Annotated in this window: 18 protein-coding genes and 1 tRNA gene; 4 read left to right on the top strand and 15 right to left on the bottom strand. The window is 64.1% G+C overall.

Annotated elements, in window-relative coordinates:
- Nucleotides 1-87: 87 nt before the first annotated feature.
- The 11 genes from rpoC to ACTUWL_RS30600 all read right to left on the bottom strand — a co-directional run bounded on the left by rpoC (nucleotide 88) and on the right by ACTUWL_RS30600 (nucleotide 16,400).
- Nucleotides 88-4,290 carry a DNA-directed RNA polymerase subunit beta' gene (gene rpoC, locus ACTUWL_RS30650; protein ID WP_021081664.1) on the bottom strand — a complete coding sequence of 1,401 codons (4,203 nt, stop codon included), beginning with the start codon at nucleotides 4,288-4,290 and terminating at the stop codon, nucleotides 88-90.
- Nucleotides 4,291-4,418: 128 nt separating this feature from the next.
- Nucleotides 4,419-8,537 (bottom strand): DNA-directed RNA polymerase subunit beta, encoded by a 4,119-nt coding sequence (rpoB, locus tag ACTUWL_RS30645; RefSeq protein ID WP_021081665.1) that lies wholly within the window; start codon nucleotides 8,535-8,537, stop codon nucleotides 4,419-4,421.
- Nucleotides 8,538-8,978: 441 nt separating this feature from the next.
- Nucleotides 8,979-9,356, bottom strand: a complete 378-nt coding sequence (gene rplL, locus ACTUWL_RS30640) for a 50S ribosomal protein L7/L12 (RefSeq protein WP_021081666.1) — start codon at nucleotides 9,354-9,356, stop codon at nucleotides 8,979-8,981.
- 53 nt (nucleotides 9,357-9,409) lie between these two features.
- Nucleotides 9,410-9,928, bottom strand: a complete 519-nt coding sequence (rplJ, locus tag ACTUWL_RS30635) for a 50S ribosomal protein L10 (RefSeq protein ID WP_028335452.1) — start codon at nucleotides 9,926-9,928, stop codon at nucleotides 9,410-9,412.
- Between the two features lie 580 nt (nucleotides 9,929-10,508).
- Nucleotides 10,509-11,462, bottom strand: a complete 954-nt coding sequence (locus tag ACTUWL_RS30630) for a 2-hydroxyacid dehydrogenase (protein WP_021081668.1) — start codon at nucleotides 11,460-11,462, stop codon at nucleotides 10,509-10,511.
- A gap of 178 nt (nucleotides 11,463-11,640) precedes the next feature.
- Nucleotides 11,641-12,333, bottom strand: a complete 693-nt coding sequence (gene rplA, locus ACTUWL_RS30625; protein ID WP_021081669.1) for a 50S ribosomal protein L1 — start codon at nucleotides 12,331-12,333, stop codon at nucleotides 11,641-11,643.
- Nucleotides 12,334-12,339: 6 nt separating this feature from the next.
- Complete coding sequence (rplK, locus tag ACTUWL_RS30620; protein WP_011088164.1) at nucleotides 12,340-12,768, bottom strand: 50S ribosomal protein L11; 429 nt, start codon at nucleotides 12,766-12,768, stop codon at nucleotides 12,340-12,342.
- Nucleotides 12,769-12,896: 128 nt separating this feature from the next.
- Nucleotides 12,897-13,430 (bottom strand): transcription termination/antitermination protein NusG, encoded by a 534-nt coding sequence (nusG, locus tag ACTUWL_RS30615; protein ID WP_021081670.1) that lies wholly within the window; start codon nucleotides 13,428-13,430, stop codon nucleotides 12,897-12,899.
- 14 nt (nucleotides 13,431-13,444) lie between these two features.
- On the bottom strand, nucleotides 13,445-13,636 hold the full coding sequence (gene secE / locus ACTUWL_RS30610) for a preprotein translocase subunit SecE (RefSeq protein WP_016840554.1): 192 nt from the start codon (nucleotides 13,634-13,636) through the stop codon (nucleotides 13,445-13,447).
- Between the two features lie 331 nt (nucleotides 13,637-13,967).
- Nucleotides 13,968-15,581, bottom strand: a complete 1,614-nt coding sequence (locus ACTUWL_RS30605; RefSeq protein WP_021081672.1) for an acyl-CoA synthetase — start codon at nucleotides 15,579-15,581, stop codon at nucleotides 13,968-13,970.
- A gap of 54 nt (nucleotides 15,582-15,635) precedes the next feature.
- Nucleotides 15,636-16,400 (bottom strand): FadR/GntR family transcriptional regulator, encoded by a 765-nt coding sequence (locus ACTUWL_RS30600; protein WP_021081673.1) that lies wholly within the window; start codon nucleotides 16,398-16,400, stop codon nucleotides 15,636-15,638.
- A gap of 175 nt (nucleotides 16,401-16,575) precedes the next feature.
- Here ACTUWL_RS30600 and ACTUWL_RS30595 point away from each other — a divergent pair, with 175 nt between their 5' ends.
- Nucleotides 16,576-17,781, top strand: a complete 1,206-nt coding sequence (locus ACTUWL_RS30595; RefSeq protein WP_021081674.1) for an ABC transporter substrate-binding protein — start codon at nucleotides 16,576-16,578, stop codon at nucleotides 17,779-17,781.
- Nucleotides 17,782-17,845: 64 nt separating this feature from the next.
- Here ACTUWL_RS30595 and ACTUWL_RS30590 read toward each other — a convergent pair.
- Nucleotides 17,846-17,921: transfer RNA gene (locus tag ACTUWL_RS30590), tRNA-Trp, on the bottom strand.
- A 181-nt stretch (nucleotides 17,922-18,102) separates the two neighbouring features.
- On the opposite strand from ACTUWL_RS30590, the gene ACTUWL_RS30585 reads away from it, so the two are divergent.
- Complete coding sequence (locus ACTUWL_RS30585; protein WP_021081675.1) at nucleotides 18,103-19,326, top strand: serine hydrolase domain-containing protein; 1,224 nt, start codon at nucleotides 18,103-18,105, stop codon at nucleotides 19,324-19,326.
- 62 nt (nucleotides 19,327-19,388) lie between these two features.
- Here ACTUWL_RS30585 and ACTUWL_RS30580 read toward each other — a convergent pair whose 3' ends face one another.
- The gene (locus ACTUWL_RS30580; protein ID WP_021081676.1) at nucleotides 19,389-20,156 is read right to left on the bottom strand and encodes an SDR family NAD(P)-dependent oxidoreductase; all 768 of its coding nucleotides are present in this window, start codon (nucleotides 20,154-20,156) and stop codon (nucleotides 19,389-19,391) included.
- Nucleotides 20,157-20,230: 74 nt separating this feature from the next.
- Nucleotides 20,231-20,938 carry a histidine phosphatase family protein gene (locus tag ACTUWL_RS30575; RefSeq protein ID WP_021081677.1) on the bottom strand — a complete coding sequence of 236 codons (708 nt, stop codon included), beginning with the start codon at nucleotides 20,936-20,938 and terminating at the stop codon, nucleotides 20,231-20,233.
- Between the two features lie 151 nt (nucleotides 20,939-21,089).
- On the opposite strand from ACTUWL_RS30575, the gene ACTUWL_RS30570 reads away from it, so the two are divergent.
- Together ACTUWL_RS30570 and argE are read left to right on the top strand one after the other, a co-directional pair.
- Complete coding sequence (locus ACTUWL_RS30570; protein WP_035653206.1) at nucleotides 21,090-21,875, top strand: SDR family NAD(P)-dependent oxidoreductase; 786 nt, start codon at nucleotides 21,090-21,092, stop codon at nucleotides 21,873-21,875.
- A gap of 414 nt (nucleotides 21,876-22,289) precedes the next feature.
- Nucleotides 22,290-23,459 carry an acetylornithine deacetylase gene (argE, locus tag ACTUWL_RS30565; protein ID WP_021081679.1) on the top strand — a complete coding sequence of 390 codons (1,170 nt, stop codon included), beginning with the start codon at nucleotides 22,290-22,292 and terminating at the stop codon, nucleotides 23,457-23,459.
- A 53-nt stretch (nucleotides 23,460-23,512) separates the two neighbouring features.
- Here argE and ACTUWL_RS30560 read toward each other — a convergent pair whose 3' ends face one another.
- Nucleotides 23,513-24,427 (bottom strand): DMT family transporter, encoded by a 915-nt coding sequence (locus ACTUWL_RS30560; protein WP_035653132.1) that lies wholly within the window; start codon nucleotides 24,425-24,427, stop codon nucleotides 23,513-23,515.
- Nucleotides 24,428-24,449 lie beyond the last annotated feature (22 nt).

Raw genomic sequence — 24,449 nt, 5'->3', positions numbered from 1 at the left:
CGTCCCTGCACCGCAGCAGGAGAAGAAAGCAGCAAAAAGGCCGGCAGAACGCCGGCCTTCTCGTTGTTACCGTAGTCTTGCGGAGGCCTATTCCGCCGGCGGCAGCGCCAGCGGCTCCGCTTCCGGAGCCGTCGGCACGATCGCCGCCTGCTGCTTCTCGCGCTCGTCGAGGATCAGCTTGTCGCGCTTGACCGCGACTTCGCGGATCCGCGCCATCGAGGCGCCGGTGCCGGCCGGGATCAGGCGGCCGACAATGACGTTCTCCTTGAGGCCCTCGAGCGGGTCGATCTTGCCATTGACGGCAGCCTCGGTGAGCACGCGCGTGGTCTCCTGGAACGACGCCGCCGAGAAGAACGAGCGGGTCTGCAAGCTCGCCTTGGTGATGCCGAGCAGAACCGGCGTACCCGTGGCGGGCTTCTTGCCCTCCTCCTTGGCCTTGACGTTGAGCGCGTCGAACTCGATCTTGTCGACCTGCTCGCCCGAGATCATGTCGGTGTCGCCCTGGTCGGTGACCTCGACCTTCTGCAGCATCTGACGGACAATCACCTCGATGTGCTTGTCGTTGATGAGCACGCCCTGCAACCGGTAGACCTCCTGGATTTCGTTGACCAGATAGGCAGCGAGTTCCTCGATGCCCTTGATCGCCAGGATGTCGTGCGGCGCCGGATTGCCTTCGACGATGAAATCGCCCTTTTCGACGATGTCGCCGTCCTGAAGATGGATGTGCTTGCCCTTCGGGATCAGGTACTCGCGCGGCTCCTCGGTCTTGTCCATCGGCTCGATCGAGATGCGGCGCTTGTTCTTGTAGTCGCGGCCGAAGCGGATCGTTCCCGCGGTCTCCGCGATGATCGCCGCATCCTTCGGCTTGCGAGCCTCGAACAGTTCCGCCACCCGCGGCAGACCGCCGGTGATGTCACGCGTCTTGGCGCTCTCGGTCGAGATACGCGCCAGGATGTCGCCGGGCATCACCTTGGCGCCGATGTCGACCGACAGAATGCCGTCGACCGACAGCATGTAGCGGGCATCGCCGCCACGCGCGAGCTTCAGCACCTTGCCGTCCTTGCCCTTGACCACGATGGCCGGACGCAGGTCCGAGCCGCCGCGCGTCGTGCGCCAGTCGATGACCACGCGCTTGGCAATACCGGTCGATTCGTCGAGCGTTTCCGAGATCGACTGGCCTTCGACCAGATCCTCGAACCCGATCGTGCCCTCGACTTCGGTGAGCACCGGGCGGGTATAGGGATCCCACTCCGCGATGCGCTGGCCGCGCTTGACCATGTCGCCGTCGTCGACGTGCATCTTCGAACCGTACTGAATACGGTGGGTTGCGCGCTCGGTGCCGTCGGCATCGACAATCGCAACGACCATGTTGCGCACCATCGCGACCAGATTGCCTTCACTGTTGCGGGCGATGGCCTTGTTCCGGATCACGATCTTGCCGTCGAAGTTCGATTCGACGAACGACTGCTCGTTGAGCTGCGCGGCGCCGCCGATGTGGAACGTGCGCATCGTCAGCTGCGTGCCGGGCTCACCGATCGACTGCGCCGCGATGACGCCGACGGCCTCACCGTGGTTGACCGGGGTGCCGCGGGCCAGATCGCGGCCGTAGCACTTGGCGCAGATGCCGTTGACCAACTCGCAGGTCAGTGCCGAGCGGATCTTCACCTCCTGGATGCCGGCCTGCTGGATCAGGTCGACGTGGCTCTCCTCCATCAAGGTGTCGCGCTTGATGACGACCTCGTTGGTGGCGGGATCACGCACGTCGTCGCAGGCCGTACGGCCCAGGATGCGCGAGCCGAGCGAGGCGACCACGGTGCCGGCGTCGACGATGGCGCGCATCTTGATGCCGAGCTTGGTGCCGCAATCGGTCTGCGTGATGATGCAGTCCTGCGCGACGTCGACCAGGCGACGCGTCAGGTAGCCCGAGTTCGCCGTCTTCAACGCGGTGTCCGCCAGACCCTTGCGGGCGCCGTGCGTCGAGTTGAAGTACTCGAGCACCGACAGACCTTCCTTGAAGTTGGAAATGATCGGCGTCTCGATGATCTCGCCCGACGGCTTGGCCATCAGGCCGCGCATGCCGGCGAGCTGGCGCATCTGGGCCGGCGAACCACGCGCACCGGAGTGCGCCATCATGTAGATCGAGTTGATGTCGGCATCCGCGCCCGCCGCCGTCTTCTTGGTCGACGAGATCTCCTTCATCATCGCCTTGGCGACTTCTTCACCGGCCTTCGACCAGGCGTCGACGACCTTGTTGTACTTCTCGCCATGGGTGATTAGGCCGTCATTGTACTGCTGCTCGAAATCCTTCGCCAGCGTACGGGTCTGGTCCACGATCTTCCACTTCGACGCCGGCACGACCATGTCGTCCTTGCCGAACGAGATGCCCGCCTTGAAGGCGTTGTAGAAGCCGAGTGCCATGATGCGGTCGCAGAAGATCACGGTCTCCTTCTGACCGCAGTGCCGGTAGACCTGGTCGATCACGCCGGAAATCTCGCGCTTGGTCATCAGCTTGTTGATGATGTCGTACGAGATCTTGGTGCTCTTCGGCAGCAGATTGCCGAGCATGACACGGCCGGCGGTGGTCTCGATCCAGCGCTTGGATTGCTTGCCTTCCTCGTCGATGCCTTCCCACCGGTACTTGATCTTGGTGTGGAGGTGGATGACCTTCGAATGCAGCGCGTGCTCGAGCTCGGCCATGTCGCCGAAGATCTTGCCCTCGCCGGGCAGGCCTTCGCGCATGATCGAGACGTAGTAGAGGCCGAGCACGATGTCCTGCGACGGTACGATGATCGGCTGGCCGTTCGCCGGATGCAGGATGTTGTTGGTCGACATCATCAGCACGCGCGCTTCCAGCTGCGCTTCGAGCGACAGCGGAACGTGCACGGCCATCTGGTCGCCGTCGAAGTCGGCGTTGAAGGCGGCGCAGACCAACGGGTGCAGCTGGATCGCCTTGCCCTCGATCAGCACCGGCTCGAACGCCTGGATGCCGAGGCGATGCAGCGTCGGCGCGCGGTTCAGCAGCACCGGATGCTCGCGGATCACCTCGTCGAGGATATCCCAGACCTCCGGACGCTCCTTCTCGACCAGCTTCTTGGCCTGCTTCACCGTGGTGGACAGGCCCTTGGCGTCGAGCCGCGAGTAGATGAACGGCTTGAACAGTTCGAGCGCCATCTTCTTCGGCAGGCCGCACTGATGCAGGCGCAGCTCGGGACCGACCACGATCACCGAACGGCCCGAATAGTCGACGCGCTTGCCGAGCAGGTTCTGGCGGAACCGGCCCTGCTTACCCTTCAGCATGTCGGCGAGCGACTTCAGCGGGCGCTTGTTGGCACCCGTGATGACGCGGCCGCGGCGGCCGTTGTCGAACAGCGCGTCGACGGCCTCCTGCAGCATGCGCTTTTCGTTGCGGATGATGATGTCGGGCGCGCGCAGCTCCATCAGCCGCTTCAGACGGTTGTTGCGGTTGATAACGCGGCGGTAGAGGTCGTTGAGGTCCGAGGTCGCGAACCGGCCGCCGTCGAGCGGCACCAGCGGACGCAGGTCCGGCGGAATCACCGGCACCACCGTCATGATCATCCATTCCGGCTTGTTGCCGGAGACGCGGAAGGCCTCGACGATCTTCAGACGCTTGGCGAGCTTCTTGTGCTTGATGTCGGAGTCGGTCTCCGCCATGTCGGCGCGCAGCGTCGCCTCGAGCTTCTCGAGCTCGAGCCCCTTCAGCAGCTCGCGGATCGCCTCGGCGCCGATCATGGCGGTGAAGCTGTCCTGGCCGTACTCGTCCTGCGCCTTCAGATACTCGTCTTCCGACAGCAGCTGACGGTCCTTCAGCGCGGTCAGACCCGGCTCGAGCACGACGTAGTATTCGAAGTACAGGATCCGCTCGAGATCCTTCAGCGTCATGTCGAGCAGGAGGCCGATGCGCGACGGCAGCGACTTCAGGAACCAGATGTGGGCGACCGGTGCCGCCAGCTCGATATGGCCCATGCGCTCGCGCCGGACGCGCGACAGCGTCACCTCGACCGAGCACTTCTCGCAGATGATGCCCTTGTACTTCATCCGCTTGTACTTGCCGCACAAGCACTCGTAGTCCTTGATCGGCCCGAAGATGCGCGCGCAGAACAGGCCGTCACGCTCCGGCTTGAAGGTACGGTAGTTGATGGTCTCGGGCTTCTTGATCTCGCCGTACGACCAGGACAGAATCTTCTCCGGAGACGCGATCGAAATCCGAATCTGGTCGAAGACCTGAGCCGGCGTCGTCGGATTGAAAAGATTCATAATCTCTTGATTCATGGTCTTCTCCTCGCGTGCCGATCGTCACCGGCAGCAAATTCGAAAGTTTTTGTCAGCGCGCGCCCCGCTCAACGTCCGAGAAGGGTGCGAAGGCCCGGCGCGGTTCGCGCCGGGCATAAATCACAGCGTTACTCGGCCGCTTCCGACGTCGGCGCCGGTCCCACCTTGGAATTGTGCAGATCGACGTTGAGGCCGAGCGAGCGCATTTCCTTGACCAGCACGTTGAACGATTCCGGAATACCGGCCTCGAAGGTGTCGTCGCCGCGCACGATCGCCTCGTACACCTTGGTACGGCCGGCGACGTCGTCCGACTTCACGGTCAGCATCTCCTGCAGCGTGTAGGCGGCGCCGTAGGCTTCCAGCGCCCAGACCTCCATTTCGCCGAAGCGCTGGCCGCCGAACTGCGCCTTGCCGCCCAGCGGCTGCTGGGTGACGAGCGAGTACGGACCGATCGAACGCGCGTGGATCTTGTCGTCCACGAGATGGTGCAGCTTGAGCATGTAGATGTAGCCCATCGTCACCTTGCGATCGAACGCATCGCCGGTTCGGCCGTCATAGACGGTCGACTGGCCGGAGGCGTCGAAGCCCGCGAGCTTCAGCATCTCCTCGATGTCCGCTTCCTTGGCGCCGTCGAACACCGGCGTTGCGATCGGCACGCCGTGGCTGAGGTTGCGGCCAAGCTCGAGCAGCTCGTTGTCGTTCAGCGACTTGATGGTTTCATCCTCGCCGTAGATCTTCTTCAGGGTCTCGCGCAGCGGCTTGAGATCCTGCCTCTGATAATAGGCGTCGATGGTCTGGCCGATGCGCTTGCCGAGGCCGGCGCAGGCCCAACCGAGATGCGTCTCGAGGATCTGGCCGACGTTCATGCGCGAGGGCACGCCGAGCGGGTTGAGCACGATGTCGGCATGCGTACCGTCCTCGAGGAACGGCATGTCCTCGATCGGCACGATCTTCGACACCACGCCCTTGTTGCCGTGACGGCCGGCCATCTTGTCGCCGGGCTGGATCTTGCGCTTCACCGCGACGAAGACCTTGACCATCTTCATCACGCCGGGCGGCAGCTCGTCGCCGCGCTGCAGCTTCTCGACCTTGTCGAGGAAGCGCTGTTCGAGGCCCTTCTTCGACTCGTCGTACTGCTTCCGCATGGCCTCGATCTCGGCCATCAGCTTGTCGTTCGGCGAGGCGAACAGCCACCACTGCGACTTCGGATACTCGTCGAGCACCGCGCGGGTGATCTTGGTATCCTTCTTGAAGCCCTTGGGGCCGGCAATGCCCTGGCGGTTCTCCAGGAGCTCGGCGAGGCGGTTATAGACGTTGCGGTCCAGGATCGCCTGCTCGTCGTCGCGGTCCTTGGCCAGACGCTCGATCTCCTCGCGCTCGATCGCCAGCGCACGCTCGTCCTTGTCGACGCCGTGGCGGTTGAACACGCGGACTTCCACGATGGTGCCCTGCACGCCCGGAGGCACGCGCAGCGAGGTATCGCGGACGTCGGAGGCCTTCTCGCCGAAGATGGCGCGGAGCAGCTTCTCTTCCGGCGTCATCGGGCTCTCGCCCTTCGGCGTGATCTTGCCGACCAGGATGTCGCCGGCGCGGACTTCCGCACCGATGTAGACGATGCCGGCTTCGTCGAGGTTCTTCAGCGCTTCTTCCGAGACGTTCGGAATGTCGCGGGTGATTTCCTCAGGGCCGAGCTTGGTGTCGCGAGCCATCACCTCGAATTCTTCAATATGAATTGAGGTAAACACGTCGTCCTTCACGATCCGCTCGGAGAGCAGGATCGAGTCTTCGAAGTTGTAGCCGTTCCACGGCATGAACGCGACCAGCACGTTGCGGCCGAGCGCGAGCTCGCCGAGATCGGTCGACGGACCGTCAGCGATGATGTCGCCCTTCTTGACGATGTCGCCGACCTTCACCAGCGGACGCTGGTTGATGCAGGTCGACTGGTTCGAGCGCTGGTACTTCATCAGCCGGTAGATATCGACGCCCGACTTGGTCGGATCGAGATCCTCGGTGGCGCGGATCACGACGCGGGTGGCGTCGATCTGGTCGATCACGCCCGAACGGCGGGCTGCGATCGCAGCACCGGAGTCACGGGCGACCACGCCTTCCATGCCGGTGCCGACGAACGGCGCCTCGGCACGAACCAGCGGCACCGCCTGGCGCTGCATGTTCGAGCCCATCAGCGCGCGGTTGGCGTCGTCGTTCTCGAGGAACGGGATCAGCGCCGCGGCGACCGAAACCAGCTGCTTCGGCGACACGTCCATGTAGTCGACCTTGTCCGGCGTCACCGGCAGCACTTCGCCGGCATGACGGCAGACCACCAGATCGTCGGTGAAGCGGCCCTTGGCATCGAGCGGCACGTTGGCCTGCGCGACGCGGTAGCGGCCCTCTTCCATCGCCGACAGATAGACCACCTCATCGGTGACCCGGCCGTCCTTGATCTTGCGATAGGGCGTCTCGACGAAGCCGTATTTGTTGACGCGCGCGAACGTCGCCAGCGAGTTGATCAGGCCGATGTTCGGACCTTCCGGCGTCTCGATCGGGCAGATCCGGCCGTAATGCGTCGGATGCACGTCGCGGACTTCGAAGCCGGCACGCTCGCGGGTCAGACCACCCGGGCCGAGCGCCGACAGGCGCCGCTTGTGGGTGATCTCCGACAGCGGGTTGGTCTGGTCCATGAACTGCGACAGCTGCGAGGAACCGAAGAACTCGCGCACCGCGGCAGCCGCGGGCTTGGCGTTGATCAGATCCTGCGGCATCACGGTGTCGATATCGACGCTCGACATGCGCTCCTTGATGGCGCGCTCCATGCGGAGCAGGCCGATCCGGTACTGGTTCTCCATGAGCTCGCCGACCGAGCGCACCCGGCGGTTGCCGAGGTGGTCGATGTCGTCGATCTCGCCCTTGCCGTCGCGCAGGTCGACCAGCGTCTTGATGACCGCCAGGATGTCTTCCTTGCGCAGCGTGCGATGGGTGTCGGGCGCATCGAGCTCGAGGCGCATGTTCATCTTGACGCGGCCGACCGCGGACAGGTCGTAGCGTTCTGCATCGAAGAACAGCGACTGGAACATCGCCTGCGCCGAATCCAGCGTCGGCGGCTCGCCCGGACGCATCACGCGGTAGATGTCGAACAGCGCGTCCTCACGCGTCATATTCTTGTCGGCCGACAGCGTGTTGCGGATGTAGGCGCCGACATTGACGTGGTCGATGTCGAGCAGCGGCAGGTCCTTGTAGCCCTGCTCGTTCAGCACCTTCATCGACTTCTCGGTGATCTCCTCGCCGGCTTCGGCGTAGATTTCACCGGTCTTCGGGTTGACGAGATCCTCGGCGAGATAGTTGCCGACCAGCTCCTCGTCCGACATGCGCAGGGCCTTGAGGCCCTTCTCCTGCAGCTGGCGCGCCTGGCGCACGGTCAGCTTCTTGCCGGCCTCGAGCACCACCTTGCCGGTGTCGGCGTCGATCAGGTCGTTGACGGTCGAATAGCCGCGGAAACGGTTGGCGTCGAACGGCACGCGCCAGCCTTCCTTGGTCCGCTTGTAGGTGATCTTCTTGTAGAAGGTCGACAGGATCTGCTCGCCGTCGAGACCGAGCGCGTACATCAGCGAGGTCACCGGCAGCTTGCGGCGGCGGTCGATGCGCGCGAACACGATGTCCTTGGCGTCGAACTCGATGTCGAGCCAGGAACCGCGATACGGAATCACGCGCGCGGCAAACAGCAGCTTGCCGGACGAATGGGTCTTGCCCTTGTCGTGGTCGAAGAACACGCCGGGCGAACGGTGCATCTGCGAGACGATGACGCGCTCGGTGCCGTTGACGACGAAGGTGCCGTTCATCGTCATGAGCGGGATGTCGCCCATGTAGACGTCCTGCTCCTTGATGTCCTTCACCGACTTGGCGCCGGTTTCCTCGTCGATATCGAACACGATGAGGCGCAGCGTCACCTTGAGCGGCGCAGCGAAGGTCATGCCGCGCTGGCGGCACTCGTCGACGTCATATTTCGGCTGCTCGAACTCATAGCGGACGAACTCGAGCATCGAGGTGCCGGAGAAATCCGAGATCGGGAACACCGAGCGGAACACCGCCTGCAGGCCCTCGTCGAGGCGACCGCCGGCGGGCTCGTCAACCATCAGGAACTGGTCATAGGACGCCTTCTGAACCTCGATGAGGTTCGGCATCTCGGCGACTTCCTTGATGTGACCGAAAAACTTGCGTACGCGTTTGCGACCGGTGAATGTCTGCTGCGCCATCGTGGCCTCTCATTTTCGTCGCCTTTGTGGGGCGAACCTTCCGGGAACGACTGCCATCGGCCCCGGGTTGAATTTCGAATCGTCTCGAAGGAACGAAGCGCAAAGTCAGGAATTAAATCCCGGTCCCGGCCCCAACCACCTTCAAAACGCAAAACAACGCGCGGGGCGCATCACTGCACCCGCCCGTCCAAACACTCCGCTTTACGGACTGAAAAAGCCCGAAATCTGACTGTCTCCCAACGGCTTCCGCCAGGGACCCTGCCGCCCCCGTCGCCTACCGTGTTTTTCCGCTGCCAACCCGATATGGGATGGCAATAAAGGAGATTCGAGGGTTAAGTCCACGGATCCCCACACTTTTTTGTGTCCAACACGCCACGCGACAACCTGTCGCACGCCGTTTGCATGGCCCGGGAGCGCCCTGCGGCGCTCCCGGATCGCGCATTACTTGAGCTCGACCTTGGCGCCAGCCTTCTCGAGCTGGGCCTTGATCTTGTCTGCTTCTTCCTTGTTGACGCCTTCCTTGACGGGCTTCGGAGCGCCTTCGACGAGGTCCTTGGCTTCCTTCAGGCCCAGGCCGGTGATGGCGCGGACTTCCTTGATGACTTCGATCTTCTTGTCGCCGGCAGCAGCCAGCACGACGGTGAATTCGGTCTTCTCTTCAGCCGGAGCAGCGGCAGCACCACCAGCAGCCGGACCAGCCACCGCAACGGCGGCAGCGGCGGACACGCCCCACTTTTCTTCGAGGAGCTTGGCGAGTTCAGCCGCTTCGAGCACGGTGAGGCTCGAGAGGTCGTCGACGATTTTCTGCAGATCAGCCATTGTTCAGTTCCTTAAACGTTTGGTTCGAACCAGGTTTGAGATTAGCGAAGGGGTCAGGCCGCTTCGCCCTTTGAGGCATGAGCCTGAATGACGCGCGCGAGCTTGGCCGCAGGCGCGTTGGAGAGCTGAGCAAGCTTGGTCGCCGGCGCCACGAGGAGGCCAACGATCTTGCCGCGCAGTTCGTCGAGCGACGGCAGTGAGGCGAGCGCCTTCACGCTGTCGACATTCAGGACGGTTTTACCCATCGAGCCGCCGAGGATGACGAACTTCTCGTTCGCCTTGGCGAATTCGATGGCAACCTTTGGCGCCGCAACCGGATCGTTCGAAGTAGCGATCACGGTCGGCCCCTTCAGCAGGGAGCCGATGGCAGCGACGTCAGTGCCTTCAAGAGCAATTTTGGCGAGACGGTTCTTCGAGACCTTCACCGATGCGCCCGCCTGCTTCATCTGCATGCGCAGCTTCTGCATCTGGGCCACGGTGAGGCCGGAATAGTGAGCAACGATCGCAACCGACGTGGTCTTGAAGACCTCGTTAAGTTGTTCGACCGACTCTTTTTTTGCCGCTCGTTCCACAGCAAGCTCTTTCCGGTTGGCGGCCTTTCCGCGAAGGCAGGACCGCCGGGTTGCACCCATCGTCCCGCCCTAAACCTGATCCGGAGGGTCCAAGACCCTCGGACATGCCGGGCAAGACGACATCTAGAAGCCTGCCCTCCCAGAGCCTTACGGCCATGGGCTGTCGAGGTTCGAACCAAACCAGCCTTCCAGCCGCGAACATGCCGCGACGTGAAGCGCAAAATCCGGTCTTCACCCGTCTATGCAGGCCATGCGATTAAGCCGTTGAAAACATGAAGTTCTCGCGGGCGCCTGCAGTCTTGGACAGGATCGAGGCACTTCAGCACGCTGAAGCCCCCTGCTCTCACTCCGATCCGAGGCGACGGGTCCCCTTCCTTTCGAGCATCCTTGCGGGCATGCGGAAAGGAATGATCTCCTATCAACTCAGGTTTTCGGAATGCGAGCACAGACATGCCAGCAAGTGCCAGCACGCCCGGAAGGCGCTATGTAGCCGGTCCTGCCTGGCTTGCCAAGAGCAAATATTGGACCAGTTTCATATGACGGACGGGGAGCCGGCTCCGGTCACGGAGCCGGTAGCTGCTCAGGTGCCACTCACCTTATAGGGCAGCGGCGTACCGGCAAAGAACGCGTCGAGATTGGCGAGCACGCAGTCCTGCATCGCGACGTGCGATTCCAGAGTGTGGCCGCCGAGATGCGGTGACAGCACCACGTTCGGCAGCGCGGTCAGCGCGTCCGGCGCATGCGGCTCCTGGGCAAACACGTCGAGGCCGGCGCCGGCGATGGTTCCGTCAGTCAGAGCCGCAACCAGCGCCTTCTCGTCGATGACCGAGCCGCGCGAGATGTTGACGACGTGCCCGTCGCCGCCGAGCCGACGCAGGATGTCGGCGTCGATCACATTGACATTGTCGGCGCCGGCGCGGACCGCGATGACAAGCACGCTGCACCAGTCGGCCAGCGCCTCGAGGCTCGGCAGGTACTGATACGGCAGGTCATATTTGGTACGGCTGAAATAGCCGACCTCGGTCTCGAAGGCCGCAACGCGGCTCGCGATCTTGCGGCCGATCTCGCCCATGCCGTAGACGCCGACCTTGCGGCCGCGCATGCCGGCCTGCGGTCGCATCATCGGCGACGGTTTTGCACCGGCCCAGTCGCCGCTGCGGACATAATTGTCGGCGACCGGCAGACGCCGCACCGATGCCAGCATCAAGGTCAGCGCGATGTCGGCGACCGAGGCCGCATTGGCGCCGGGGCTGTGGCCGACAGCGATGCCGCGCCTGGCGGCGGCGGCGAGATCGACGCCGTCATAGCCGGTGCCGTAGCAGACGATCGCGCCGAGCTTCGGCAGCATGTCCATGGCATCGCCCCGGAGCGGCGTGCCGCCCGCGGTGATCATGGCGCTGACGTCGGCGAGCTCGGCCACCGGGAACGCTTCGTCCAGCCGCTTGCCTGCCGCGTTGAGCAGCTCATAGCGCTCGCCGAAGCGGATCAGCTGGGCCTTGGGAAAGCGTGAATAGACCAGGACCTTATCGGGCATTGTTCTTGTTTCCTGCGAGAGGCTTCACCTGGAGCCTTTTCCATTCCAATTGAAGCGGAACGCGGCTCTCGATTCTCGTTCTGACGCGTTTGCTCCGCTCGAAAACGCTCCGGGAAAAACAAAGGGCGGAACCGGTTGCCCGATCCCGCCCCTCTTTATCTCGTCACGGCCAAAGATATCAGCCGAGGATGGTGCCCGGCTCGACCTTCACGCCCGGGCCCATGGTGGAGGAAACCGCCACGCGCTGGATGTAGGTGCCCTTGGAGCCCGCCGGCTTCGCCTTGGAGACCGCGTCGGCGAGCGCCTTGACGTTCTCGACCAGCTTGTCCTCGGAGAACGAGGCCTTGCCGATGCCGGCCTGCACGATGCCGGCCTTCTCGACGCGGAACTCGACCGAGCCACCCTTGGCGCCCTTCACGGCGTTGGTGACGTCCATGGTCACGGTGCCGATCTTCGGGTTCGGCATCATGCCGCGCGGACCGAGCACCTTACCGAGGCGGCCGACCAGCGGCATCATGTCGGGGGTCGCGATACAACGATCAAAGTCGATCGCACCGCCCTGCACCTTCTCGACCAGGTCTTCGGCGCCGACGACGTCGGCGCCGGCAGCCTTGGCTTCCTCAGCCTTGGCGCCGCGCGCGAACACGCCGACGCGCAGCGTGCGGCCGGTGCCGTTCGGCAGGTTGACGACGCCGCGGACCATCTGGTCGGCGTGGCGCGGGTCGACGCCGAGATTGATCGCGATCTCGATCGTCTCGTCGAACTTCGACTTGGCGCGCTCCTTGACCATCTTGATGGCGTCCGCGAGCGGGTAGAGCTTCTCGCGATCAACACCCTCACGGGCCTTCTTCAGACGCTTTCCGATTGTCATGGCCCGTTACCCCGCAACTTCCAGACCCATCGAACGGGCAGAGCCCTCGACCATCTTCATGGCCGATTCAATGGTATCGCAATTCAAGTCCTTCATCTTCTTCTCGGCGATCTCGCGCACCTGCGCCTTGGTCACCTTGCCGGCCTTGTCGCGGCCCGGCGCCTTCGATCCGGACTGGATCTTGGCGGCCTGCTTGAGGAAGTAGGACATCGGAGGGGTCTTCATCTCGAAGGTGAAGGACCGGTCCGCATAGATCGTGATGATCACCGGGATCGGGGTGTTCTTCTCTTCCTTCTGGGTCTGCGCGTTGAACGCCTTGCAGAACTCCATGATGTTCAGGCCGCGCTGACCAAGCGCGGGGCCGATCGGGGGCGAAGGATTCGCCGCACCGGCCGGGACCTGAAGCTTCAGGTATCCGGTCACTTTCTTTGCCATCTATCACTCCTGTTGTGCCGGACGGGGCCGGCGGTTTCAGGTTCCGTGGTTCGGTTGGAGGGGCTGGCGACCGCCTCCTCCCTCCCACGGCCTCAATTGACGCGAGCCATATACCCCGCGCCGTCCGGTCAGACCACCTTTTCGACCTGACCGAATTCCAGTTCCACGGGCGTTGCGCGGCCGAAGATCGACACCGCGACCTTCACGCGCGAACGCGCCTCGTCGATTTCTTCCACCACGCCGGAGAACGAGGCGAACGGGCCGTCGGCCACGCGCACATTCTCGCCGATTTCGAACGACACCGACGCCTTCGGACGCTCCACGCCCTCCTGCACCTGGTGCAGGATCCGCATCGCCTCGGCTTCCGAGATCGGCATCGGCTTGTTTTCCGCGCCGAGGAAGCCGGTGACCTTCGGCGTGTTCTTGATCAGATGGAACGCCTCGTCGGTCAGCTTCATCTTCACCAGCACATAGCCCGGGAAGAACTTGCGTTCGGCGTCGATCTTGCGGCCGCGGCGCACCTCGGTGACCTTCTCGGTCGGCACCAGGATCTGCTCGAACAGCTCTTCGAGCCCGCGCTGCTTGGCCTGCTCGCGGATCGATTCCTGAACCTTCTTCTCGAAGTTCGAATAGGCGTGGACGATGTACCAGCGCTTGTCCATCAATTGGGTGCTCATCAGTGGATGCCCAGTATCAGGGTAATCAGATAGCGGATGATTTGGTCCGCGGCGAAGAAGAAGATCGAGGCCAGCGCCACCATCACGAACACCATGATGGTGGTGATGGTCGTCTCGCGGCGCGTCGGCCAGGTGACCTTGGCGGTCTCCGAGCGCACTTCCTGCAGGAATTTGAACGGGCTGAAAGCCATCGTGAGATCCGCGTCCGTCTCCGGACGATTGCAACGTTTCAAGGAATCCGAACAGCCGACCTTGCGGACCCAGCCCTCGTTTGGAAGGTTGAGCCGATAAACGAGCTCGAATGTTCGGGGAATTAGGCCGCGCCGGATATCCGCCATCAAAGCGGGCCGACTGCGAGTGCCGGGGTATCTACTGCGAGAGGAGCCAAACGTCAAGGTCGGCACCGTCGCGGCCCGCCCCGGCCGCAGCTCGGGGAAACCGGGACTGAGCCCCTCAATTCAAGCACTTAGCGGGGCGACCGGCGGTTCGCCTCCCCGCCGTCGGCGGCGGCGGCCGGGTCGATTACCCGGCAAAGCTCTTCTGAACAGCCTGATCCAGCGTGGCGCCGCCGACATAGCGCTGCCGCAACTCGCGCTTCAGCAGCTTGCCGCTCGGGTTCTTCGGCAGGGCATCCACGAAGATGACCCGCTTCGGCACCTTGAAATGGGCCATCGACGCCGCGCAGTGCTTGATGACGGCGTCGGCATCGAGGTCCTGGCCGGCCTTGACCACGACGATCGCGGTCACGGCCTCGATCCAGCGCGGGTCGGGCAGCCCGACCACCGCAACCTCCGACACCTCGGGCAGCCGGTAGATCATCTCCTCGACCTCGCGGCTTGCGACGTTCTCGCCGCCGCTCTTGATCATGTCCTTCACCCGATCGACCACGGTGATGTAGCCACTGGCATCGACGGTCGCGAGATCGCCGGAATGAAACCAGCCGCCGGCAAACGCCGCCGCGGTCTTGACCGGATCGTTGTAGTAACCGGACAACAGATGCGGCGAGCGGTGCACGATCTCGCCGACCTCCCCCACCCCGACATCGGTCATGTCAGCCTTGACCACCCGCGTCTCGACATTGATCGCGGGCTTGCCGGCCGAGCCGGCCCTCGGCAGCTGGTCCTGCGGTGCGAGCACCGTCGCGAGCGGCGCGATCTCGGTTTGGCCGTAGAAATTCCAGAACTTCACGTCGGGCAGCCGGCGCTGCAATTCGAGCAGCACCTCGACCGGCATGATCGAGGCGCCGTAATAGCCCTTGCGCAGGGTCGAGAGATCGGTGCGGTCGAACGACGGCGAACGCAGCATCGCGATCCAGATCGTCGGCGGCGCGAAGAACGAATTGATCTTGTGCTTCGCGATCAGCGCCAGGACATTGTCGGGCACCGGCTTGCCGGTGATCAGACTGGTGGCGCCGAGATAGATCGCGGGCCCCAGGAAAACGTCGAGCTGTGCGCAATGATAGAGCGGCAGCGCGTGCAGCACGGTGTCGTCGGTCGCCATGCTGCCGTCGATGATGCAGCTGACATATTGCCACATCACGGCTTCATGGGTGAGGATCGCGCCTTTCGGCTGCGACTCCGTGCCGCTGGTGTAGATGATCTGCGCGGGGTCACGGCTGTCCACCGCTACGTCCGGCGCCGACGCGTCGCTGTTCAGCAGGTTGTCGAACGTCGTGATTCCGTCTGGCGCGGTCGCGGGATCTTCACCGGGCAGCCAGATCAGGGTCTCGACGGCCGAGCCCTTGGCGGCGGCGGCGTGCGCCGTGTCCACGAAATCGGGGCCGACCGCGAGCAGCTTGGCGCCGGAATTGGCCAGGATGAAATTGATCTCGTCGGGATTGAGCATGAAGTTGATCGGCACCAGGATCGCGCCGATCCGCGCCACGGCGAAGCGTAGCGCGGCGAAGCCGTGCGAGTTGCGCGACAGCACCGCAACGCGGTCGCCCTTCGCGATGCCGAGGCCGAGCAAGCCGCGTCCGAGCCGATTGCAGATCGCGTCCATCTCCGCAAAGGTCCAGCTCACCTCGCCGCAGATCAGCGCGGTCTTGCCGGGATAGCGCTTCGCGGACCGGCGCAGCAGATCGCCAATGCTGTGCTCGCGGGCGCGCTGGATGGTCGCTGCGATGGTGTCGCTCATGAAGTCCCTCCCGAACGTGTTTTTTGTCGTTGTCTCGTTGTCGCCGCGCCGTCGCTATTGGCGTGCGGCGTAGGCGTGTTCCATGTAGGTGTGCTCGACCGAGCGATCGAGCGAGGCGATCTTCTCGAAGCCGCGCCGCCAGTCCTGCAAATGCCGCCGGGTCCACAGCACGCCGGCCTCCTTATCGCGCCGCCTGATCGCATCGAGGATGTGGCGATGCGCCTCGACGAGCCGCGCGCCGCCCTCGGGCACGCCGCCGACGATCATCTCGGTGGTCGGAAAGAACAGCTGCGCGGCCGGCTCGCGGGCGAGTTGCAGCACGCGGTTCTGCGAGGCCTTGGCCATCAGCACGTGGAATTCCGCATCCAGCTCGGCGAGCTCGGCGGGATTGCCGACGACATCAGAGCTGCGCTCGAGATTGCCGGCGAGCTCGGCGATGTTCTCCTCGGTCGCGCGCTCGACCGCGCCTTCGACGCTCGCGACCTCCAGCGTCATCGACGCCTCGAACAGTTCGCGGAACGTGACCTCGTGCAGGATCAACGCACGCGACAGTCGCGTGGCGAGCTTGTTGTAGCGCGGCAGGCAGGCCTGCAGGCGGCGACTGGAATCGCGGCGGATCAGCCCGCCCTCCTCGAGCACGCGAATGCCTTCGCGCACCGTCGAGCGGTTGACGCCGAACTGCGCGACCAGCTGCTGCTCGGTGCCGATCGGCTCGCCGGGTTTGATCCGGCCGTTGATGATCTCGCGCTCGATCGCGTCGGCGACCTTCTGGTAGGCCGGCGCGACGTCGATGCGTCGGAACAGTGGTGTGGCGGGCACCTTGGGCTCCCGATTGTCGTTTGTCGGACAAAGGATAGGAGAAGGCGCCAAGAGCGTCAAATGGGCCGTTCTAAGCCGGATTGTCGCACCCGGATGGCCAGAATTGACACTGGAACCGGGCAAATCTAGCTTTGTCGGACAAACCGATAAGAACATCCTGGGAGGACGCATCACCATGAAATCCATCGCCACGAGTCTATCCGCCGCCGGCCTGCTCGCCGCAGTGCTGGCGGGGCCCGCGCTCGCACAACAGACGCCGCTCAAGATCGGCGTGCTGACCGATTTCCAGTCGGTCTATTCCGACATCGGCGGCGCCGGGAATGTCGAGGCCACCAAGATGGCGATCGAGGAGTTCGGCGGCTCGATATTCGGCAAGCCGATCGAGCTCGTCACCGCCGACGCCCTCAACAAGGCCAACGTCGCCGCCACCATCACCCGCAAATGGTACGAGGCCGAGAATGTCGACATGATCATCGACATGCCGACCTCGGCGACCGCGCTCGCCGGCATGGAGATGTCGAAGCAGTTTGAGAAGATCATGATCGTGACGGACGCGGCGAGCTCCGACATCACCGGAAAATCCTGCTCGCCCTACACGCTGCACTGGACCTACGACACCTACGCCAACGCCCACACCGTCGGCAGCGCGATCGTGAAGAACGGCGGCGACACCTGGTTCTTCATCACCGCCGACTATGTGTTCGGCCATTCCATCGAGCGCGACACCGGCGACGTGGTCCGCGCGGCCGGCGGCAAGGTGCTCGGCAGCGCGCGGCATCCGCTCAATACGCCGGACTTCTCCTCATTCCTGCTGCAGGCGCAGTCGTCCAAGGCCAAGATCGTCGGCCTCGCCAATGGCGGCGGCGACACCATCAACGCGATCAAGCAGGCCGCCGAATTCGGCATCGTCGCGGGCGGGCAGAATCTCGCCGGCATCGTGATGTTCATCTCCGACATCCACAGCCTCGGGCTGAAGCTCGCGCAGGGCCTGATCATCACCGAGGCCTATTACTGGGACCTCAACGACCGCACCCGCGCCTTCGGCAAGCGCTTCTTCGAGCGCATGAAGCGGATGCCGACCATGAACCAGGCCGCGACCTACAGCGCCACACTGCACTACCTCAACGCGGTCAAGGCCGCCGGCACCAAGGAGACCAAGCCCGTGCTGGCGAAGATGCGCGCCACTCCAGTGCGCGACGCCTTCACCGACAATGGCGTGGTGCGCGAGGACGGCCGCATGGTGCATTCGATGTTCCTGTTCGAGGTCAAGAAACCCGAGGAATCGAAGGCGCCGTGGGATTACTACAAGGTGCTCGCCGAGGTACCCGGCGACCAGGCATTCCGGCCGCTCAAGGACGGTGGCTGCCCGCTGATCAAGTAACTGAAAATGATCATGGCCGGGGTCCAGGACCTCGGCCAAGGCATTCAAATTGTTGGCTAAAAGCTGGCAGGAGTGGCAGGGCTCGAACCTGCGACCCCCGGTTTTGGAGACCGGTGCTCTACCAATTGAGCTACACTCCTGCAGGGAACCGGCGTCGCCGCCGGTTCGCGCCGTTTCAAGCACAGGGCATGGCCGGTTTGCAAGGGCGAAGCGGCGAACCTTCTGTTCATTGCAAAACTTCTGCGCCAGACTTCAGCCATCACTCCAAGATCACCTCATTGCCGGCGCTCCGCCGCAAGAATCAAGAACCAGGGAGAGACCATGAACGCTCAAACCGCCACCAAGCACTCCGCCACCCAGACCACCCCGTCCCTCCCGCTCGCCAAACCCGAATCGATCGGACTGTCGGGCGCGCGGCTGCAGGCATTGTCCGACACCTTCAAGCGCGAGGTCGACAAGGGAACCGCGCCCGGCTTCACGGTGCTGGTGGCGCGGCGCGGCCAGATCGGCTGGTTCGACGCGATCGGCCGGCAGAGCCCGACCGCCGCGGCGCCGATGACGCATGACACGATCTTCCGCATCTTCTCGATGACCAAGCCGATCGTCTCGGTCGGTATCATGCAGCTGCTGGAGGACGGCCACTTCCTGCTCAACGACCCCGTCGCGAAATTCATCCCCGAATTCGCCGAGACCAAGGTCGGCGTCGAGCATAACGGCAAGCTCGAGCTGGTCCCCGTGCAGCGGCAGATGACGATCCAGGACCTGCTGCGCCACACCTCCGGCTTGACGTATGACCACACCGGCAACGGCCCGGTGCAGGAGCTCTACAAGCAGTCGCGGCTGCGCAGCCGCAAGATCACCAATGCCGAGCACGCCACCATGCTCGCCGCCATGCCGCTGGTCTGCCAGCCCGGCGCCGAGTGGAACTACAGCCGCTCCACCGACATCCTCGGCCGCATCATCGAAGTCGTCAGCGGCAAGACGCTCGGCGCGTTCCTCACTGAGCGCATCCTCTCACCGCTGCAGATGAACGAGACCGCCTTCCATACCCCGGAAGCCAATGCCGGCCGGCTGGCCGAGGCGTTTGCCAACGATCCCTGGAGCAACGAGAAGGTGCAGCTGTTCAACATGCTGGAGAAGCCGGCGATGGAATCCGGCGGCGGCGGCCTAGTGTCGACCACGATGGACTATGCCCGCTTCGCGCAGATGCTGCTCAATGGCGGATCGCTCGACGGCACCAGGATCATCGGCCGCAAGACGCTCGAATTCATGGCCTCCGATCACCTTGGTGCCGGCGTCAAGATCCAAGGCACGCTGGTGTCGCCGGGCCACAGTTTCGGCCTCGGCTTCGCCGTGCGTATGCAGCAGGGCATCGCGCCGTTCTCCGGCTCGGTCGGCCAGTACTTCTGGAGCGGCATGGCCGGCACGTTCTTCTGGATCGATCCGCACGAAGACCTGATCGCGGTGTTCATGATGCAGGGCCCGGGCCAGCGCGAATACACCCGCTCGCTGGTGCGCAACGGAGTGTATGCGGCTGTGGAGTGAGGCCATTTGCTGCTCGAGATCCCGGGTTCGCGCTAACGCGCGCCCCGGGATGACGCTTCGCGTCAGCTGATCGTCGCGCCGCCGTCGATCACCACGGTCTGGCCGGTCATGAAGTCACCGGCGCGTGAACCCATGAACACGGCGGCGCCCGCGATCTCGTCCGGCACGCCGATGCGCAGCAGTGGCGAGCGCGCGGTCGAGGCCTTCAGATTGTCCGGATTGTCCCACAGCGCCTTGGCGAAGTCGGTCTTGATCAGGCCCGGCGCGATGCAGTTCACGCGGATATTGTGCTTGCCGTACTCGCAGGCGAGGTTGCGCGCGAGCTGCATGTCGGCGGCCTTCGAGATCGCGTAGGCTCCGAGGATGGTCGAGCCCTTCAGGCCACCGATCGAGGACACGATGATGATGGAGCCATCCTTGCGCTCAATCATCTGCGGCACCACCATCGAGATCAGCCAGTTGTTGGCGACGATGTTGTTGTCGAGGATCTTGCGGAACTGATCGTCGGAGATGCCGGCGAGCGGGCCATAGTAGGGATTGGATGCCGCGTTGCAGACCAGCACATCGATCTTGCCGAAGGCACGGTTGCTCTCGTCCACGAGGTTCTGCAGGTTTTCCTTCGAGGAGATGTTGGCTGCGATCGCGACCGCGGTGCCCTTGCCGTAGCTGGTGTTGATCTCCTTGGCCACCTCTTCGCAGACATCGGCCTTGCGCGAGGAGATCACGACCTTGGCGCCGTGCTCGGCCATCCGCTCGGCGATCGCGCGTCCGATGCCGCGCGTCGAGCCGGTGATGACGGCGACTTTTCCCTTCATGTCGAACAAGGTCATGGTTCTCTCCCTGATGTAAGGCGTTTGAATTCTGCGTTGAGCTTAGGCAGTGGTTGTGTGTTGCGATAGCGCCATCACGCAAGCTTGCTCGCCGGCCTGACTTCCGGTCCGGCCGGCTGATGCATCGCGGCGTGTCGGGGATCGGCAATCCACGGCTGCTGGTTCACCATCGGCAGCCGCCAGGTCGACAGGCCGACGCCTGCGATGTGATCGAGCCGCGTCACCGAGACGTTATCGACGTCGAAGGACAATCCGCGATCCGGCTGGCCGCCGAGTGCAAGGCCGACCGCGGCGCGGATCACGCCGCCATGGCCGACCGCGATGATGTTCCTGCCCGCTTCCGCAGCCGTGATCCGCACGATCGTGCGGCAGACCCGCGTGTAGAGATCCATGAAACTCTCGCCGCCCGGCGCGGGCTCATTGACGTCGGCAAACCAGCTCCTGCCGGGCGGCTGGCTCGCGAGCAGCGCGGCGCGGTTCATGCCCTGCCATCGGCCGAGATGCTGCTCGGCGAAGTCGCGCTCCTGCGTCATGCTGGCCGGCTTCGGATAGCCGGCGGCCCAGATCGCCTCCGCGGTCTTGTGCGTGCGCTTGAGATTGCTCGAATACCAGACAGCATCGCGCGGCAGCATCTTGGCGACCGCCTCGAACACTTCGACATCGCCGGTGTCGCAGTCGATGTCCTCCTGCCCGTAGATGTTGCCGCCGTCGCTGCGTACCGGCGCGTGGCGGACCCACCACCAGCGCGTCACCGTCACGACAGGCCTGTCTGGATTGGACATCGGATGAGCCCTTCAATAGTGTCCCGTCACGCTGTACGTCACGCCGCACATCGTCTCAAGTGCTTCTGACGTTTGAAATTTTGTTTGAATTCCGTCGCGCGGCAGGCGTGCCACGGATCATGTGAACAGGGAGAAAAACGTGACCAAGAACTTGGGCCGCCTCGAAGGCAAATCCGTCATCATCACCGGCGCGGGCAGCGGCATCGGCCGCGCGGCCTCGCTGCTGTTCACCAAGGAAGGCGCCAAGCTGATCGCAGTCGATCGCACCGACGGCGTCAACGAGACCGCCAAGCTGGTGCGCGATGCCGGCGGCACGGTCGAAGCCGTCACTGCGGACGCAGGATCGGAGAGCGACGTGAAGGCGTTCATCGAGAAGGCGGTTTCGAAGTACGGCAAGCTCGATGCGATCTGGGCCAATGCCGGCGTCAGCGGCGGCCTCGTTCCGCTCGCCGACCAGACTCCGGAACATTGGCAGGAGGTGCTGCGCGTCAATCTGATCGGCCCGTTCCTCGCGATCAAGCATTCGATCCCGCACATGACCAAGCAGGGCTTCGGCTCGATCATCCTTACCGCATCGGTTGCGGGCCTGAAGGCCGGCGCCAGCGGACATCCTTACGGCGCAAGCAAGGCCGGCGTCATCAGCCTGGTGCAGACCACCGCCTACTCGCTCTCCGGCACCGGCGTGCGCGTCAACGCGGTGTGCCCGGGCCTGATCGAGACCGGCATGACCAAGCCGGTGTTCGACCGCGCCAAGGAGCGCGGCACCCAGGACAAGATCGGCCAGCTCAATCCGTTGAAGCGCCCCGGCCAGCCGCACGAGCTCGCCGCGATGGGACTGTTTTTGGCGAGCGACGAAGCGTCCTATGTCAACGGCCAGGCCATCCCTGTCGACGGCGGCCTGACGGCGTCGATGCCGTATACGGGCAAGCCGATTTAGCAACGCTGCTCGCCTTTCGCGGAACGGCGAGGTTTGCGTTGGCGCGATGACGCCGCCACATCCACCACTGTCGTCCCGGCGAAGGCCGGGACCCATAAGCCGCGGCAGGTGTGGTGGAAAGGACACGTCGTTCCAGCGTCGTTCAACAATGACCATCGGTGGTTGGGTCCCTGCTTTCGCAGGGACGACGATGAGGATGGGTTCTCGATTCATCGTCTCGCATCGCGCGGTGCCATCACCTCGCGAAAGCGGGTGATCCACCCCGGCGCGCCGAAGCTTCAACGGAGGCGGCAAGCCGGGCGATGACAGCTGAGGATGTAACGGTCCGAATATTGCCTGGCCTCGGCGCGCAAACGAACTGTTATAGTTCCCTGGCAGGATCGCCCCCTCACCCCCCTCGCAAACGAACAGGCCATGCAAAATCAACGACCCGACCGTATCCGCAAGCTGTTGGCCGACCTCGTCGCGTTCGACACCGTCAGCGACCGCAGCAATTTGCCACTGATCGATTACATCGAGCGCTATCTCGCTTCGCTCGGCGTCAGCGGCCAGCGAATCGTGGATGACACCGGGCAGAAATCCTCGCTGTGGGTCACGATCGGCCCGCAAGACAAGGCAGGCCTGGTTCTGTCGGGGCACACCGACGTCGTGCCGGTCGCGGGACAGGACTGGACCCACAACCCGTTTGAATTGGTCGAGCGCGACGGAAAGCTGTACGGCCGCGGCACCACCGACATGAAGGGCTTTGTCGCGGTCTGTCTCGCTATGGTGCCGGAGATGGTCGAGGTCAACCTGAAGACGCCGATCCATCTTGCGATCTCCTATGACGAGGAGGTCGGCTGCGTCGGTGTCCGTCCGATGCTGCGCGAGGTCGCGCGCAAGAGCGTGAAGCCGCTCGGCTGCTTCGTCGGCGAGCCGACCCGGATGCAGGTGATCATCGGCCACAAGGGCAAGCACGGCGTGCGCGCCACGTTCCGCGGGCTCGCCCGCCACTCCTCGATCGCGCCCGACGGCGTCAACGCGATCGAGTATGCGGCCGACCTGATCACCGAGATTCGCCGCCGCGCGGCCTTGCTCGTGGTGGATGCCGAGCGAGACAGCCTCTACGACGTCCCGCACTCGACCCTGCTCACCAGCATCGTCCGCGGCGGCGCCGCGCTGAACATCGTTCCCGACCAATGCGTGGTGGAATTCGAATGCCGCGGCATCGGGATCACCGAGTCCAGAGAGGTGACGGACGCGATCGTCGCCTGGGCCAAGGCCGAGGTCGAGCCGAAGATGCGCGCGCGGTACCCGGACTGCGGCATCGATTTCGAGGAAATCCTCGACTATCCCGCGCTCGATACCGCCGCCGACGCCCCGATCGTCACGCTCGCCAAGCAATTCGCCGGTCGCAACGACCACGCCAAGGTCGCGTTCGGCACCGAGGCCAGCCTGTTCACCAGCATGGCGGACGTGCCGTCGGTGGTGGTCGGCCCCGGCGGGATCGCGCAGGCGCATACGCCGGACGAATTCGTCGAAATGTCGCAGCTCGAGGCGTGCGGGGATTTCGTCGCGCGGCTGATCGCGCATTGCGCGAAGTGAGGCTGCCAATTGTAGGGCGGATTAGCCGAAGTGTAATCCGCCCTACAAGCTATTCACAGCCCATCCGGCGGCAGGCCCGGACCTGTCGCGGCCGGGCGAAGCTTGTCGCGCTTGCGCTCGCGGTAGAAGGCGTAGAGGCCGGAGGCGACGATGATCGTGGCACCCGCGAGCATCGCGCCGTCGGGCTTGTGGCCGAAGGTGAGATAGCCTGTCAGCATCGCCCATAGCAGCGCGGTGTAGCGGAACGGCGCCACCGCCGAGATGTCGCCGGTGCGCAGCGACACGATGATGCACTGATAGCCGATCAGGATCAGCACCGCGGCAAATGTAAGCAGGCCGAGCGCCTGGCCGGACGGCGGCCGCCAGCCGCCGAGCGGCACCAGCACGGCGGCGCCCGCGGTCGTCACCGTCACGGTCGTCAGCAGCGTGATGAACACGGTCGGCAGGTCCTTCGGGATGCGCCGGGTGGCGAGATCGCGCACCGTGCAGAAGCCGACCGACGCCAGCGCCAGCAGCGCGGCCTGGTTGAAGCCTTCCGCGCCGGGCCGGACGATGACCAGCACGCCGATGAAGCCGGCCGCGATCGCCAGCCAGCGCCGCCAGCCGACCGGCTCGCCGAACACCAGCGCAGCGCCCAGCGTGATGACCAGCGGCAGCGCCTGGAAGATCGCCGAGGCGTTGGCGAGCGGGATTTGCGAGATCGCCGACAGATAGGTCAGCGTGCCGCCGATCTCGCCGATCACGCGCAAGCCGACCGGCCAGATCAACAGCGCGCCGAAACTGCGCAGGGCGTCGCGGTACCAGGCTAGTGCCGCGACCAGCACCATCGCGACCACGCCGCGGACCAGCAAGATCTCCCCGATGTTGAGCTCCGCCGACACCGCCTTGGTGATGGTGTCGTTGGCCGTGAAGGTGGCCATGGCAGCAGCCATGAACAGGCTGCCGCGAAGATTCGAGGAAAGGGGCAAGATGAAATTGTCCGATCAGGAC

This window comes from Bradyrhizobium sp. WCU1, from assembly GCF_053474805.1.
The sequence above is the reverse complement of the archived record's forward strand: the minus strand, read 5'-3'. Positions and strand labels throughout refer to the sequence as shown.

What these genes read in the sequence shown, in the direction of transcription:
- rpoC (WP_021081664.1), bottom strand. Translation starts at nt 4,290, where the DNA reads ATGAATCAAGAGATTATGAATCTTTTCAATCCGACGACGCCGGCTCAG.
- rpoB (WP_021081665.1), bottom strand. Translation starts at nt 8,537, where the DNA reads ATGGCGCAGCAGACATTCACCGGTCGCAAACGCGTACGCAAGTTTTTC.
- rplL (WP_021081666.1), bottom strand. Translation starts at nt 9,356, where the DNA reads ATGGCTGATCTGCAGAAAATCGTCGACGACCTCTCGAGCCTCACCGTG.
- ACTUWL_RS30630 (WP_021081668.1), bottom strand. Translation starts at nt 11,462, where the DNA reads ATGCCCGATAAGGTCCTGGTCTATTCACGCTTTCCCAAGGCCCAGCTG.
- rplA (WP_021081669.1), bottom strand. Translation starts at nt 12,333, where the DNA reads ATGACAATCGGAAAGCGTCTGAAGAAGGCCCGTGAGGGTGTTGATCGC.
- rplK (WP_011088164.1), bottom strand. Translation starts at nt 12,768, where the DNA reads ATGGCAAAGAAAGTGACCGGATACCTGAAGCTTCAGGTCCCGGCCGGT.
- nusG (WP_021081670.1), bottom strand. Translation starts at nt 13,430, where the DNA reads ATGGACAAGCGCTGGTACATCGTCCACGCCTATTCGAACTTCGAGAAG.
- secE (WP_016840554.1), bottom strand. Translation starts at nt 13,636, where the DNA reads ATGGCTTTCAGCCCGTTCAAATTCCTGCAGGAAGTGCGCTCGGAGACC.
- ACTUWL_RS30605 (WP_021081672.1), bottom strand. Translation starts at nt 15,581, where the DNA reads ATGAGCGACACCATCGCAGCGACCATCCAGCGCGCCCGCGAGCACAGC.
- ACTUWL_RS30595 (WP_021081674.1), top strand. Translation starts at nt 16,576, where the DNA reads ATGAAATCCATCGCCACGAGTCTATCCGCCGCCGGCCTGCTCGCCGCA.
- ACTUWL_RS30585 (WP_021081675.1), top strand. Translation starts at nt 18,103, where the DNA reads ATGAACGCTCAAACCGCCACCAAGCACTCCGCCACCCAGACCACCCCG.
- ACTUWL_RS30580 (WP_021081676.1), bottom strand. Translation starts at nt 20,156, where the DNA reads ATGACCTTGTTCGACATGAAGGGAAAAGTCGCCGTCATCACCGGCTCG.
- ACTUWL_RS30575 (WP_021081677.1), bottom strand. Translation starts at nt 20,938, where the DNA reads ATGTCCAATCCAGACAGGCCTGTCGTGACGGTGACGCGCTGGTGGTGG.
- argE (WP_021081679.1), top strand. Translation starts at nt 22,290, where the DNA reads ATGCAAAATCAACGACCCGACCGTATCCGCAAGCTGTTGGCCGACCTC.